This is a genomic window from Polaromonas sp. P2_G11, from assembly GCF_056403595.1.
This window is the reverse complement of sequence record NZ_JBFUFE010000004.1, coordinates 54212-67264: the sequence shown is the minus strand read 5'-3', so window position 1 is coordinate 67264 and position 13053 is coordinate 54212. Positions and strand designations below refer to the sequence as shown.

General features: G+C 64.0%; 14 protein-coding genes. 9 read left to right on the top strand and 5 right to left on the bottom strand.

Annotation, left to right across the window (positions count from 1 at the left end):
• Positions 1 to 8: 8 nt before the first annotated feature.
• Positions 9 to 416 carry a 5-carboxymethyl-2-hydroxymuconate isomerase gene (locus tag AC1DWQ_RS14510; protein WP_477670273.1) on the bottom strand — a complete coding sequence of 136 codons (408 nt, stop codon included), beginning with the start codon at positions 414 to 416 and terminating at the stop codon, positions 9 to 11.
• 97 nt (positions 417 to 513) lie between these two features.
• On the opposite strand from AC1DWQ_RS14510, the gene radA reads away from it, so the two are divergent.
• The 6 genes from radA to waaF all read left to right on the top strand — a co-directional run bounded on the left by radA (position 514) and on the right by waaF (position 5791).
• Positions 514 to 1893 carry a DNA repair protein RadA gene (gene radA, locus AC1DWQ_RS14505; protein WP_477670272.1) on the top strand — a complete coding sequence of 460 codons (1380 nt, stop codon included), beginning with the start codon at positions 514 to 516 and terminating at the stop codon, positions 1891 to 1893.
• Positions 1894 to 1913: 20 nt separating this feature from the next.
• On the top strand, positions 1914 to 2702 hold the full coding sequence (locus AC1DWQ_RS14500; RefSeq protein WP_477670271.1) for a metallophosphoesterase family protein: 789 nt from the start codon (positions 1914 to 1916) through the stop codon (positions 2700 to 2702).
• Positions 2703 to 2872: 170 nt separating this feature from the next.
• Positions 2873 to 3307, top strand: coding sequence for a glycerate kinase (locus AC1DWQ_RS14495; RefSeq protein ID WP_477670270.1), 435 nt, complete (start codon positions 2873 to 2875; stop codon positions 3305 to 3307).
• A 102-nt stretch (positions 3308 to 3409) separates the two neighbouring features.
• Positions 3410 to 4348, top strand: a complete 939-nt coding sequence (locus AC1DWQ_RS14490; RefSeq protein WP_477670269.1) for a branched-chain amino acid transaminase — start codon at positions 3410 to 3412, stop codon at positions 4346 to 4348.
• Between the two features lie 102 nt (positions 4349 to 4450).
• Entirely contained in the window at positions 4451 to 4672 is a 222-nt protein-coding gene (locus tag AC1DWQ_RS14485; protein WP_477670268.1) for a zinc-finger domain-containing protein, read from the top strand.
• A 99-nt stretch (positions 4673 to 4771) separates the two neighbouring features.
• Entirely contained in the window at positions 4772 to 5791 is a 1020-nt protein-coding gene (waaF, locus tag AC1DWQ_RS14480) for a lipopolysaccharide heptosyltransferase II (RefSeq protein ID WP_477670267.1), read from the top strand.
• Between the two features lie 5 nt (positions 5792 to 5796).
• Here waaF and AC1DWQ_RS14475 read toward each other — a convergent pair whose 3' ends face one another.
• The 4 genes from AC1DWQ_RS14475 to AC1DWQ_RS14460 form a co-directional block, all read right to left on the bottom strand.
• Positions 5797 to 6420, bottom strand: a complete 624-nt coding sequence (locus tag AC1DWQ_RS14475; RefSeq protein WP_477670266.1) for a carboxymuconolactone decarboxylase family protein — start codon at positions 6418 to 6420, stop codon at positions 5797 to 5799.
• 310 nt (positions 6421 to 6730) lie between these two features.
• Positions 6731 to 7960 carry an ATP-binding protein gene (locus tag AC1DWQ_RS14470; RefSeq protein WP_477670265.1) on the bottom strand — a complete coding sequence of 410 codons (1230 nt, stop codon included), beginning with the start codon at positions 7958 to 7960 and terminating at the stop codon, positions 6731 to 6733.
• A 6-nt stretch (positions 7961 to 7966) separates the two neighbouring features.
• Positions 7967 to 8683: a response regulator gene (locus tag AC1DWQ_RS14465; RefSeq protein WP_477670264.1), complete on the bottom strand. Its 717-nt coding sequence runs from the start codon at positions 8681 to 8683 to the stop codon at positions 7967 to 7969.
• 192 nt (positions 8684 to 8875) lie between these two features.
• The gene (locus AC1DWQ_RS14460; RefSeq protein ID WP_477670263.1) at positions 8876 to 10282 is read right to left on the bottom strand and encodes an AmpG family muropeptide MFS transporter; all 1407 of its coding nucleotides are present in this window, start codon (positions 10280 to 10282) and stop codon (positions 8876 to 8878) included.
• 31 nt (positions 10283 to 10313) lie between these two features.
• On the opposite strand from AC1DWQ_RS14460, the gene AC1DWQ_RS14455 reads away from it, so the two are divergent.
• From AC1DWQ_RS14455 to AC1DWQ_RS14445, 3 genes are all read left to right on the top strand, one after another.
• Positions 10314 to 11156 carry a M48 family metallopeptidase gene (locus AC1DWQ_RS14455; RefSeq protein ID WP_477670262.1) on the top strand — a complete coding sequence of 281 codons (843 nt, stop codon included), beginning with the start codon at positions 10314 to 10316 and terminating at the stop codon, positions 11154 to 11156.
• A 24-nt stretch (positions 11157 to 11180) separates the two neighbouring features.
• Positions 11181 to 12338 carry an HPP family protein gene (locus AC1DWQ_RS14450; RefSeq protein WP_477670738.1) on the top strand — a complete coding sequence of 386 codons (1158 nt, stop codon included), beginning with the start codon at positions 11181 to 11183 and terminating at the stop codon, positions 12336 to 12338.
• 320 nt (positions 12339 to 12658) lie between these two features.
• Complete coding sequence (locus tag AC1DWQ_RS14445; protein WP_477670261.1) at positions 12659 to 13027, top strand: Hpt domain-containing protein; 369 nt, start codon at positions 12659 to 12661, stop codon at positions 13025 to 13027.
• Positions 13028 to 13053: the final 26 nt, after the last annotated feature.

The following is a 13053-nucleotide window of genomic DNA, read 5'->3' as shown; positions in this document are numbered from 1 at the left end:
GTGCAGGATCAGGCGGCATCCAGATGCGCGGCGAGGTTGTTGCGCTTGCCTTCATACAAGGGCATGCCCTCGTCGATTTGCAATGTCATGCCCACAGCGTGCTGCGCGAACACTGCATCCAGGTGTGCACTGGCGCTGGCCAGCAGGGCGTCGCCGGCCCGCTTTTTCATGGCTTCGCTGCGGCCGGGGGTGATCAGGAGGTTCAGGTAGATAAAAGCGCGGTCGGGCCGCCCGTCCGCCACCGCAAAGTGTTGTGCCGGCCAGGCCATGACCCGCGTACCGGCCACCGGGAAAAGCGGCGCCACCCCGTCTTCTCCACGCAGGGCCACCAGTGTGGCGGCCAGCGTGTGGCACAAGGCGTTCATGTCGGTGAGGCTATCCAGGTTGGCGGTGTATTGAATGTTCAGGTGAGGCATGACGGAGTCTGGTGGGCTTGGCGGGTTGCACGGATGAACAGGACCCGCCATCATTACCAAAACGCAAAGGCTGGTTATTTATACAGTAATATCACGCATGGCTAAAGACAAAACGATTTACACCTGCACCGAATGCGGCGGCACCAGCCCCAAATGGCTGGGCAAATGCCCGCACTGCAATGCCTGGAACACGCTGATCGAGTCGGCCGCGGAAAACAGTGCGCCGGTCAAGAACCGCTACAGCAGCCAGTTCCAGTCACTGGCCAAGGCCTCTGACGTCACCGCCCTGGCCGACATCGAAGCCACCGACATGGAGCGCACGCCGACCGGGCACGAAGAGCTGGACCGCGTGCTGGGCGGCGGCATTGTCGAAGGCGGCGTGGTGCTCATTGGCGGTGACCCTGGCATCGGCAAGTCCACCTTGCTGCTGCAGGCGCTGGATTCATTGCAGCGCGCCGGGCTCAACACCTTGTACGTGACCGGCGAGGAGAGCGGCGCGCAGGTCGCGCTGCGTTCACGCCGGCTGGGGCTGGACGGCTCGCAGGTCAAGGTGCTGGCGGAGATCCAGCTCGAAAAAATCCTCGCCACGCTGGAGGCCACGCAGCCCGCCATCGCGGTAATCGACTCCATCCAGACGGTGTATTCCGACCAGCTCACGTCGGCGCCCGGCTCGGTGGCGCAGGTGCGTGAATGCGCGGCGCACCTGACGCGCGCCGCCAAGTCCAGCGGCGTGTGCATCGTGCTGGTGGGCCATGTGACCAAAGAAGGCGCGCTCGCCGGGCCGCGCGTGCTCGAGCACATGGTCGACACCGTGCTGTACTTTGAAGGCGACACGCATTCCAGCTTTCGCCTGGTGCGCGCCATCAAGAACCGTTTCGGCGCCGTCAACGAAATCGGTGTGTTCGCCATGACGGAAAAAGGCCTCAAAGGCGTGGCCAACCCGAGTGCGATCTTTTTGAGCCAGCACAGCGAGCCCGTGCCCGGCAGCTGCGTGCTGGTCACGCTGGAGGGCACGCGCCCCATGCTGGTTGAAATCCAGGCGCTGGTCGACAACGGCGGGCCCAGCCCGCGGCGCCTCTCGGTGGGCCTGGACCGGGACCGCCTTGCCATGCTGCTGGCGGTGCTGCACCGCCACGCCGGCGTTGCCTGCATGGACCGGGACGTGTTCGTCAACGCCGTGGGCGGCGTGCGCATCAGCGAGCCGGCAGCCGACCTGGCCGTGATGCTGGCCATCACCTCGTCCTTGCGCGGCAAGCCGCTGCCCAAGGGTTTCATCGCCTTTGGCGAGGTCGGGCTGGCCGGAGAAGTGCGCCCGGCCCCGCGCGGCCAGGAGCGCCTGAAGGAGGCCGCCAAGCTGGGTTTTAGCGTAGCCGTGGTGCCCAAGGCCAACGCGCCCAAGAAACCGATTGAAGGCCTCACCATCCACGCCGTCGAGCGCGTGGAAGAGGCCATGGAAGTGGTGCGCAGCCTGAGCTGAGGCATTGCACAATCAGGGCCATGAAACTCGCCGTCATCTCCGACATTCACGGTAACCTGCTGGCACTTGAGGCCGTGCTGGCGGACATTGCCGGGCAGGGCGTTGACCAGACCGTGAATCTGGGCGACATCCTGAGCGGCCCGTTGCAACCCGCGGAAACCGCCGACCTGCTGATGGCCCGCAACTTCACCACCATCCGCGGCAACCACGAGCGGCAGGTGCTGGAATTGCTGGACCAGGGCCAGCATCTCGACCCACTCGGTACCGACGGCTACACCGCGGGCCAGCTGACGTCGGCGCAGGTGGCGTGGATCAGGTCGCTGCCCACGCGCCTGGAGCTGGCGGGCGGTGACGTGCTGCTGTGCCACGGAACGCCCGGCAGCGATTTGATCTACTGGATGGAAACCACGGTGCCCGGTTTTCCTGACGCGCATCCGACGGGTATCCGGCCCGCCACGGCCGAAGAAGTTTTCCTGCGGCTCGGCGACGAGAGCCCCCGGGCGCATTCGCTGGTCCTCTGCGGCCACACCCATGTGCCGCGCTTGGTTCAGTGCGGCAATTTGCTGGTCGTCAATCCCGGCAGCGTCGGCCTGCAGGCCTATGACGACGACCATCCTCACCCGCATGTGGTGGAAAACGGTGCGCCGCACGCGCGCTACGCGGTCGTGGAAAAAACGGCCCAGGGCTGGCGGGTGGACTTGCGCGCAGTGCCCTACGACCATATGACGGCATCCAAAGCGGCATTTGGGCGCGGGCGCCCCGACTGGGCGTATGCCCTGGCGACCGGTTGGGCACAACGCGGCAGTTAACAAAGTGCTATTAAAAACATAGCTGCTGGCGCAATATCTGATTGGGCAGCAGCCACTTTTGGCTTAAAAAGAGCCCGCCACGCTGCCTGGAGGCCGCTTTCGGCGGTTTTTTCATGCGGCTACGCACTCCCCGCAGCGCCGGCGCCCCGGGTGGCTGCGAAAATAAGGCCATGAACTTCCAGAAAATCATTGTTCCCGTGGCCGGCATCGCCGGGGTCTTGCTGGCGTACCGCTTTTACGGCTGGGCCGGTGTAGCCGCCGCCGCCAGCGCCCTCGTGATGTGGGTGCTGCTGCATTTCACCCGCATGATGCAGGTCTTGAAGCGTGCAGCCAACCGGCCCATCGGTCATGTCGACAGCGCGGTCATGCTCAACGCCAAGCTCCGGCCCGGCATGACATTGCTGCATGTGGTGGCGATGACGCGGGCGCTGGGCCTGCTGCAGTCGGCCAAGGACGAGCAGCCCGAAATCTTCCGCTGGACAGACGGTTCCGAGTCGCATGTCACCTGCACCTTTGTGGGCGGCAAACTGTCGCACCATGAACTCTTCCGCCCCGTGCCCGCGGATTCGCCTGAGGCCGGGGGCGCAGCGCCGCCCGCACCGTAAAATCGGACTTTCGGGCTTTGCACCGCCTCCCGGGGTTGCCGGCAGGCGGGTGCGGCCGATGGCCAAAAATCATTCCACGACACTCATCACAGGATCAGCATCATGTCCCCAGTAGCACCTTCCATGGCAGACCGCGACGGCAAAATCTGGATGGACGGCCAGATGGTCGACTGGCGCGACGCCAAGATCCACGTGCTGAGCCACACCCTGCATTACGGCTGCGGCGCGTTTGAAGGCGTGCGGGCCTACAACGCCCAGGGCGGCACGGCGATCTTCCGGCTGCAAGAGCACACCGAGCGCCTCTTCAACAGCGCCAAGATCCTGCGCATGAAGATTCCCTTTAGCCAGGACGAAGTCAACGAAGCCACGAAAGCCGTCGTGCGCGAGAACAAGCTGGAGTCCTGCTACATCCGCCCGCTGACCTGGATCGGCTCGCAAAAACTCGGCGTCAGCCCCAAGGGCAACCAGATCCACCTGATGGTCGCGGCCTGGCCCTGGGGCGCCTACCTTGGCGAAGAAGGCATGAAGCGCGGCATCCGTGTGAAGACCTCCAGCTATACCCGCCACCACGTCAACATCACCATGACGCAGGCCAAGGCGGTGAGCAATTACACCAACTCCATCCTCGCCAACATGGAAGCGCTGGATGACGGCTACGATGAAGCGCTGCTGCTCGACGCGTCGGGCTTTGTCAGCGAAGGCGCGGGCGAAAACATTTTTGTGATCAAGGGCGGCGTGGTCTACACGCCCGACCTGTCTGCCGGCGCCCTCAACGGCATCACGCGCAACACCATCCTGCACATCTGCAAGGACCTGGGCCTGGAACTCGTGCAAAAACGCATCACGCGCGACGAGGTGTATATCTCCGACGAAGCCTTCTTCACCGGCACGGCCGCCGAAGTCACGCCCATCCGCGAACTCGACCGCATTGAAATCGGCGCCGGCTCGCGCGGCCCCATCACCGAGAAAATCCAGAGCGCGTTCTTTGACATCGTCAACGGCCGCAATCCCAAGTACGCTCATTGGTTGGCGAAAGTGTGAGCCCCCACGCTTGTCACTGCGTGTACTACGCTGCCCCCCGAGGGGGCCGTGCCTTGCTTGGGGCGGCCCGGCGCGGCGGCGTCTTTAACTAAAAAGGACTTTATGACCACGACGACTCTCCATTCATCCGCTGTCGAACTGCTGGCCTCCGACCTGAACGCCCAGGGCGGGGTCTACTGCCCCAGCCCCAAAGCCGACATGAAAATCTGGAACAGCCACCCCAAGGTCTACCTGGACGTGGCCCGCACCGGCCAGGCCAAGTGCCCGTATTGCGGCACGGTTTACGCGCTGAAAGCCGGCGAGCACTTCGGCGCTGGACATTGACCCACCCCCGAATCGGCCTGCGGCCGCTTCCCCCTCAAGGGGGCGCCATCTGCGGCCCGGCAAAGCCGGTTTCGCGCTGGCATTGGAAGGGAAGGCCACATGCCTGAGTCACTAATAATTTCGCCACAATGGATCGGGGATGCGGTGATGACGGAGCCGCTGATGCGCCGCCTGCATGCGCGTGGGGAACGCCTCACGGTAGGCGCCTTGCCCTGGGTGGCGCCGGTTTACCGGGCGATGCCGCAGGTGGCCGATGTCATTGAGTTCCCTTTCGCGCACGGCGGCCTGCAATTCCGCGAGCGTCGTGCGATCGCCAAACGCATCGAGGGTCGCTTCGACAAGGCCTATGTGCTGCCCAACTCGCTGAAAAGCGCGTTGCTGCCTTTTCTGGCCAGCATTCCGGAGCGCATCGGCTACTTTGGCGAAGCCCGCGTGGGCCTGCTCACGCACCGGCTTAAAAACCCCAAGAACAAGCCCCCCATGGTGGCGTTTTATTCAGCGTTGAGCGGTGGGGCGGACCTCGACAAAGACCGGCCGCAACTGCAGATGGCGCCAGCTGAAATTGAGCAGGTTCTGGCTGAACTGGGCCTGCAACGTGGCGGCTATTACGTGTTTGCGCCCGGTGCCGAATACGGCCCTGCCAAGCGCTGGCCCGCCCGTCACTTTTCAGAACTCGCCGCGCGGCTGGCTTTGCCGGTGATGTTGCTGGGCTCCGGCAAGGAAGCGGCGCTCTGCGAAGAAATTGCCGCGCCGGTGAACGCAGCGCAGCCCGGCAAGTGCCTGAACTTCGCGGGCAAGACCTCGCTGGTACAGGCGTTGTGCCTGATCGCCGCAAGCCAGAGCACGGTCAGCAATGACTCGGGACTGATGCACGTGGCTGCGGCCTTCGGTGTGTCGCAAGTGGCGATCTTCGGCTCATCCAGTCCGCTGCACACGCCGCCATTAAGCGACAAGGCCACTGTGCTGTGGCTCAAAGCCGATGCAGCCTACCAGCCGCCGCTGGACTGCGCACCCTGCTTCGAGCGCGAATGCCCGCTGGGCCATACGCGCTGCCTGAACGATTTGGGCGCCGAGCGGGTGCTTGCGGCGCTGCCACCGGTTTCCCGGGTGGAAAGTTAGGCCGGTCAGGCGGGGAAGGCCGCCAGCGGCGAAAAACCCGGTTTGCCCTGGGTCGGCGTACGCGCCACATTCATCACCCAGCACACCATCACAAAATAGCCGGCGAGGCTGACCAGCTCGACCACACCCTGTTCGCCGAAAGTTTCCACTGCCGCGGCGTAGGTGGCGTCGCAGCAGCCATGCTGGCGCAGCACTTCGAACGTGAGGTCCAGCGCGACGGCCTCATCGGCGGCCGGTTCACGGGGCTGCCTGCCTTCGGCGATCGCGTCCACAGTGGCCTGGCTCACGCCCGCAGCCACCGCCAGCGGCGCATGCATCAGCCATTCAAACTGGTTGGCGGTATGGCGGGCCGCCACGCAGGTAATGAGTTCGCGGATGCGCGCGTCCAGTGCGCTTTCAAAGCGCAGGTAAGCCCCCACGTCGCCAATGCGGCCCATGAGCTGCGGGCTGCGCAGCAGGGGAATGAAGGGGCCAAACACGGCCTTGCGCGGGCCGGCGATCAGTGCGTCCGCAGCGGCCTGCTGCGCGGGTGACATGGCCTCCCGCGGCATCAGCGGCATCCGGTCTTCGGCAAGCGGGAAGAAGCCCTGGGGGACGGCGAGAGTTGGGGGTGTGGTGGCAAGGCTCATGGGGTTCCTGTGGGTGGCTGAATCCCTGAGCGTATCAAAGGGCGCTCCGCCATGTCTTCAGGCAAAAAAAAGCCACCGCGAGGTGGCTTTTGCAAACTTCTTCCGTGAGGAAGATGTCGTTGGGAATCATTGAAATGTTTCACCGACGTTTGGTTTTTTAGTCCCTTTTAATTCCCCTGTTCCCCTACCCATTGTTGTGACAGCAACGGAAAGAAATGTCGGTGATTACACCCTGTCTGACCATTCTCCAAATAGAGGAGACACGCGGTTTAGTGTTGTTGGAGGCCATTTTTCGTGATTTATTTCACGTTTATGGATGGACAACCGGCAATTCAACAACAAAAGTCGCGCCGCCGCCGGGCCGGGCTTCGCAGCGAACGCTGCCCCCATGGCGCTGGCTGATCGACTTCACCAGGGCCAGGCCGAGCCCCACGCCGCCTTCGCGTTCACTGGCGCCGGGCAGGCGGTAAAAAGGCTCAAAAATACGCTCACGCTGCTCGGCGGGCACGCCTGGGCCGCGGTCATGGACCTTGATCACGGCCCGCTGTTTTGCCCCGGCCCGGGCCTGTGCCAGCTCCAGGCTGATCTCGCCGGTGCTATAGCGCCGCGCGTTTTCCAGCAGATTACGGATCAGCCGGCGCAAGAGGCGTGGAGAACCCTGCACCGTCAGGCTGTGGCTATCGGCATCAATGCCCAGACCGGCGCCAGGGCCGCTGGCATCCTGGTCCAGCTCGGCGCTCAATTCCGCATTGACGCGCGAGCATTCTTCCGCCGCCAGGCCGGTGAGGTCCAGGGTTTCAAAAGGCTCCGCGTCGGCCTGCTTGGCGTCGAGGCGGCTGGCCAACAGGATCTCATCGATCAGTTGGTCGAGTTCGGAGATGCTGCGGGAAATTTCCTTGCGCTGCGGCGATGCGGCGTCGGTGCCCATGAGTTCCAGCCCCATGCGGATACGCGCCAGCGGTGAGCGCAATTCGTGCGACGCGTTGGCCAGCAGCGATTTGTGCGACTCCATCAGGGTTTCGATACGCTCGGCCGCGTGGTTGAAGCGCCTGGCCAGGAAGGCCACCTCGTCCTTGCCGTCTGCATTGACGCGGGCCGACAAATCACCGGCGCCCCAGCGCTCCACGCCGCGCTGCAGGGCTTCCAGCCGCAGCGTCAACCTTCGCATCACGGGGTAGGCGCCCAGCGCCACGGCCAGGCCGACGACGACCAGCATCCAGCCAAAACCAAACGGAGGGCGATTCCACGGGTTATTGCCGGGTGGGCGTTTGGGCCGCGGCAACACCAGGTTCAGCGTCTGGCCGTCTTTGGTCAACACGTCAAATTCCAGGCCGTCACCGGGTTTGCGGTCGGGCTTGGTCTGCGCCGTGCCGATGACTTCGCCCTTGTCGTTGTGCACCAGCACTTCGCGTATCGGCAGCTGCGGCGGGTCGGCGCTCAGGCGCCACGCCGCGCCCACCAGAAAAGTGAGGACCAGCACTGTAGCGACAACAGCCAGCCAGATTCGCACATAGAGGTGCGATGTAAAACGTCCCCACATAAGAATCTAGTCCTGCTGTTTGGCAAAAACGTAGCCGACACCGCGCACCGTCAGAATGCGCTTGGGGTCTTTTGCGTCGGCCTCGATGGCGCTGCGGATGCGGCCCATGTGCACGTCGATGGAACGGTCAAAGGCCTCGAGTTCGCGGCCGCGTACGGCTTCCATGATCTGGTCGCGGCTCAGCACGCGGCCTGCACGTTCGGCCAGCGCCACCAGCAGGTCGAACTGGTAAGACGTCAGCTCGCAGGTGTTGCCGGACACCGATACGGTGCGTGCATCGCGGTCAATCTCCAGCGAACCGAAGCGCATGACCTTGTGGCCGCCGCTGGAGGCTGCCGCACCCGTTTCGCCGCCGCGGCGCAGCACGGCCCGGATGCGCGCCAGCAACTCGCGCGGCTCGAAAGGTTTGGGCAGGTAGTCGTCAGCGCCAATTTCCAGGCCGACGATGCGGTCCATCGGGTCGCCTTTGGCCGTCAGCATCAGCACGGCGGTGTTGGCGTTTTCGCTGCCCTGGCCCTTGATGCGCCGGCACACTTCCAGGCCGTCCATGTCGGGCAGCATCAGGTCGAGGATGACCAGATCGGGCGTTGCAGCTTCCAGCGCTGCCAGGCCCGCCGCGCCGTCGGCCGCGTGGGTAAAACCGTAGCCCGACTGGCGAAGGTATTCGCCCACCATATTGGCCAGGCGGGTATCGTCTTCAATCATCAAAAGCTGTTGGGTCATGGCTGGTCCTCGTGTGCAGGTGTTCCCCGTGGGGTGGAATCACAATGAAATTCATGGTGCGCCGGGCGCAACAATCCCGCTTGAAGCCACCGTAAAGTTACGGTAAACCGGGGCAGCGAGCCTCCAGCATACTCCGTGCACGGCACGTCCGCCATGGTGCGGAATTGCTATTGAATTAATAGCTGCTTGCGCTTATTCCTTCTGGGCTTGCGGCGTTTTAAGTCGTGAAGCAAAACCCACCAGAACCAGCACCGGCAGGCCCAGCAAGGCTGTTGCGGTGAAGAAGTTGCTGTAGCCAAAGGCGTCCACATACTTGCCCGAATAACCGGCAAGGAACTTGGGCAGCAATAGCATCATCGAGCTGAAGAGCGCGTACTGGGTGGCCGAGTAATTGATGTTGGTGAGGCTCGACAGGTAGGCAATGAAGGCGGCCGAGGCGATACCACTGGAAAGGTTGTCTGCCGAAATCACGAAGATCAACGCGTTGACGTCGTGCCCGCGCGTGCCCAGCCAGGCAAACAGCAGGTTGCTGGCAGCACTCAGCACGGCGCCCAGCATCAGCACGCGCATCACGCCGAAACGCATGGCCAGCGCGCCACCCACGAAGGCGCCTGCCAGCGTCATCACCACGCCGTAAATTTTGGTCACTGCAGCTACTTCGTCTTTGGTGTAGCCCATGTCGACATAGAACGGGTTGGCCATGATGCCCATGACAACGTCGCTGATGCGGTAGACCGCGATCAGGGCCAGGATCAGCAGCGCCTGCTTGCCGTAGCGGCGCAGGAAATCGGCGAACGGGTCGACCAGCGCGGTTTTAAGCCACTCTGCAGCGTTGCGCGATGGCGCCTGCGGGCGCGGCGCTGGTTCAGGCGACAGCAGCACCGTCGCCATGCCCAGCAGCATGGACGCCGCCATGACCAGGTAGGCCACTTGCCATGCGCCGTGCTGGTAAGTGAGGGCGTCGCCTGCGACTTCGGCACGCGCTGCAATCCACAGCGCCCCGGCGCCGGCCCAGATCATCGCGATGCGGTAACCCGTCTGGTAGGCGGCAGCCAGTGCGGCCTGGCGCTGGATATCGGCCGACTCGATGCGGTAGGCGTCCAGCGCGATGTCTTGTGTGGCCGACCCGAATGCCACGGCCAGTGCGCACCACACGACGGGTTGCAATGCCAGCTTGGGGTCCGTCAGCGCCATACCGACAAGCGCCGCCACGATGACCAGTTGCGACAACAGCAGCCAGCTGCGCCGGCGCCCAAGCATGCGCGTGAGCAGCGGAATCGGCATGCGGTCCACCAGCGGCGCCCACACCCACTTGAAGCCGTAGGCCAGCCCGACCCAGCTCAGGTAGCCGATGGTGGTGCGGTCTATGCCTGCTTCGCGCAGCCAGAAGCTCAGCGTGCCAAACACCAGCAGCAAGGGCAGGCCGGCGGAAAAGCCCAGAAACAGCATGCGCAGCGTGGCGGCCTCGGCATACACGTGCCAGACATCGCGCCAGGTGGGTTTGGGTGCGGCTTTCACAGTGGGGGCTGTAGATGCCGCGCTGTGCGCAGCGACAGGGGCGGGTGATGGCAGTTCGGAGGAGGGGGTTTTGTCTGACATGGGCATCTTGATTTGTGACTATTATTCACCCATGTGCTTTTTATGCGAGGCCAAACACTCTGCCTGGGCTGGCCGCCGGGCGTTCCTGCTGGCTGCCGGCGGCGCCGCAGCGACGGCCGTCACCACCCCGCTGCTCGCGCAGGTTGATGTCGGACCGTCATCGGGGCTGCGCAAGCTGATCCCTGCCGAGGAACTGGAAAACGCCGCCACGCAGGAATATGCCAAGCTGCTGGCGGAGGCGAAGTCCAAGGGCGCGCTGGCCTCGCCGGGCAACCCCCAGCTGCAGCGCATACGCGGCATCGCCACGCGGTTGGTGCCGCAGGCCGCGCAGTGGAACGACCGCGCCAACCAGTGGCGCTGGGAGGTCAACCTGCTTGGCAGCAAGCAGATCAACGCCTTCTGCATGCCCGGAGGCAAGATCGCGTTCTACACGGGCATCATCGATCAGCTCAAGCTCACCGACGATGAAATTGGAATGATCATGGGTCACGAAATGGCCCATGCGTTGCGCGAGCATGCGCGCTCCCGCATTGCCAAAAGCCAGGGCACGAGCATGGGCCTGTCCGCGTTGTCACAACTTTTTGGACTGGGACAGCTGGGCGATGTGGCCGCAAACATCGGCACTCAGCTGCTGACGCTGCGTTACAGCCGCGATGATGAAACCGACGCCGACCTCGTCGGACTGGAGCTGGCTGCGCGCGGCGGCTATAACCCGCAGGCATCCGTCAGCCTCTGGGAAAAAATGGCGCAGGCTGGTGGCGGTGCCGGCGGCCCGAGCTTTCTGTCCACCCACCCCTCCGGTCCTGAACGCATCCAGCAGCTGCAGGCCAACGTGCCCAAGGTGCAGGGTCTTTATCAACGCGCCCGCGGCTGATCGGGCTGAGCCCTGGTGACTGGGTTGACGCAGCGCGCCGCATTCTTCACGCGCGCGTGGTGGCGAGGCTTCCGGCCGGGACGCACCCGCATCAACTCACGCGAGCGGCTGCGCATTGTCATCGGGTCGCTGCTGGGCATTTTTGTGACAGGGCTGCTGTGCCACCTGGCTGACCGGATGATGCCGGGCCTGCCCTGGCTGGTGGCGCCGCTGGGCGCCAGCGCCGTGCTGGTGTATGCCGTGCCGGCCAGTCCTATGGCGCAGCCCTGGAATGTGGTGGGCGGTAATACCCTGTCGGCGCTTGCCGGCATTGCGGGCGTGCATGGCATGCATCTGCTGGGCTCGCCGGCGCTTGCGGCCGCGGTGGGCGTGGCCACGGCCATCGCGCTCATGCTGGCGTTGCGCTGCCTGCATCCGCCGGGCGGCGCCACTGCCTTGATGGTGGTGCTGGGCGGAGTTTCCGACCCGCTGTTTGCCTTCTATCCCGTGATGCTCAACTCCGTGCTGCTGGTGGCGGTCGGCGTCGCCTACAACAACGCCACGCGCAGGGCCTATCCCCACACGCAATTGGCCCCGCCGGGCCCCGCGCCGTCCGTAGAAGACCAGTTGCTTGATGCGGATCTGGACGCCGTACTGGCGCGCTACAACCAGGTGTTGGACGTCAGCCGCGACGACCTCAAGACCTTGCTGGCCGAAACCCGGCTGCGCGCGTACGACCGCAAACTGGCGGAAGTCCGCTGCGCTGACGTCATGTCGCGCGATCTCGTCACGGTGGAATTCGGCACGCCGCTGGAAGAGGCCTGGGCCCTGCTGAGGGAGCGCCGCATCAAGGCCTTGCCGGTGGTGGACCGTAGCTTCCGCATCGCGGGCATCATCACGCAGGCCGACTTCATGCGGGCGGCAGAACTCGATTTGTACGAAGGCTTTGACGCCAAGTTGAGGCAGCTGGTGCGCACCACGCGCAGCGTTTACTCCGACAAACCTGAAGTCGTCGGCCAGATCATGACCCGCAATGTGCGGGTGGCGGGCATGCACCGTCGGCTGGTGGAACTGGTGCCGCTGTTCGGCAGCACCGGTCACCACCACATTCCCATCATCGGGGAGGGGGGGCGGCTGGTGGGAATTATTACCCAGTCTGATGTGATCGCCGCGCTGGGGCGGGCTGCCGATCCATCGGCTTGATGCGCGCGGCGCCTCCAATGATTGAATACTAATGTATTTAGTTACCGCATAGATTCAGGGTTTTTTGCGATAAAGCAGTCTATAAGAATTAATTATCCGTCGGTACAGATGATTCGCTTCTGACATCCCGCCGCAAGCGGTGCACCCCAAGGCGAAACCTCGTACTTGTCCTACGCTGCGTTTTGGCACCTGCGCCGTAAGATAAGCCGCATGTGCTTTCTTCTTCATCAAGTGCAACATGCGTGCCCGCGCGGCTTGCATGCCAAGGCGACTTCGGGGCTGGTCACCAGCTTCTCCCGCGGCACCGCATCAAATAGCGCATGGCTGGCGCCAGCTTTCCGGATGCCATGACGCAACCCAACCCGGCCCTGCTCGCATTTCTGGAGGAGCAGCGCGCCGATTACACCCGCTCGTTGCCGCGTCGTCTTGAGCAGGTGGCGGCCTTATGGCAACAAATTCTCAACGGCGACGATCTGGCGCAGGCTCTGCCAACCCTGGAACGCCATGCGCACAGCCTGGCCGGATCTGCGGCAACCTTCGGATGGGTCGACCTCGGTCTTGCGGCCCAGGCGCTGGAACTGGCCATAGAACCTCATGTCGGTGCCGGCCGGCCGCTTTCGCCGCAGGTGCAGGCCGAAGTCGGACGGGCAGTTAAGGCACTGCAGCAGCGCTTTCCCGGTACTGCGTGAACGCCTACGATCAGATCGCACAAAAT

Coding starts and splice junctions, on each gene's coding strand:
- AC1DWQ_RS14510 (WP_477670273.1), bottom strand. CDS start 416: ATGCCTCACCTGAACATTCAATACACCGCCAACCTGGATAGCCTCACC.
- radA (WP_477670272.1), top strand. CDS start 514: ATGGCTAAAGACAAAACGATTTACACCTGCACCGAATGCGGCGGCACC.
- AC1DWQ_RS14500 (WP_477670271.1), top strand. CDS start 1,914: ATGAAACTCGCCGTCATCTCCGACATTCACGGTAACCTGCTGGCACTT.
- AC1DWQ_RS14495 (WP_477670270.1), top strand. CDS start 2,873: ATGAACTTCCAGAAAATCATTGTTCCCGTGGCCGGCATCGCCGGGGTC.
- AC1DWQ_RS14490 (WP_477670269.1), top strand. CDS start 3,410: ATGTCCCCAGTAGCACCTTCCATGGCAGACCGCGACGGCAAAATCTGG.
- AC1DWQ_RS14485 (WP_477670268.1), top strand. CDS start 4,451: ATGACCACGACGACTCTCCATTCATCCGCTGTCGAACTGCTGGCCTCC.
- waaF (WP_477670267.1), top strand. CDS start 4,772: ATGCCTGAGTCACTAATAATTTCGCCACAATGGATCGGGGATGCGGTG.
- AC1DWQ_RS14475 (WP_477670266.1), bottom strand. CDS start 6,420: ATGAGCCTTGCCACCACACCCCCAACTCTCGCCGTCCCCCAGGGCTTC.
- AC1DWQ_RS14470 (WP_477670265.1), bottom strand. CDS start 7,960: ATGTGGGGACGTTTTACATCGCACCTCTATGTGCGAATCTGGCTGGCT.
- AC1DWQ_RS14465 (WP_477670264.1), bottom strand. CDS start 8,683: ATGACCCAACAGCTTTTGATGATTGAAGACGATACCCGCCTGGCCAAT.
- AC1DWQ_RS14460 (WP_477670263.1), bottom strand. CDS start 10,282: ATGTCAGACAAAACCCCCTCCTCCGAACTGCCATCACCCGCCCCTGTC.
- AC1DWQ_RS14455 (WP_477670262.1), top strand. CDS start 10,314: ATGTGCTTTTTATGCGAGGCCAAACACTCTGCCTGGGCTGGCCGCCGG.
- AC1DWQ_RS14445 (WP_477670261.1), top strand. CDS start 12,659: ATGGCTGGCGCCAGCTTTCCGGATGCCATGACGCAACCCAACCCGGCC.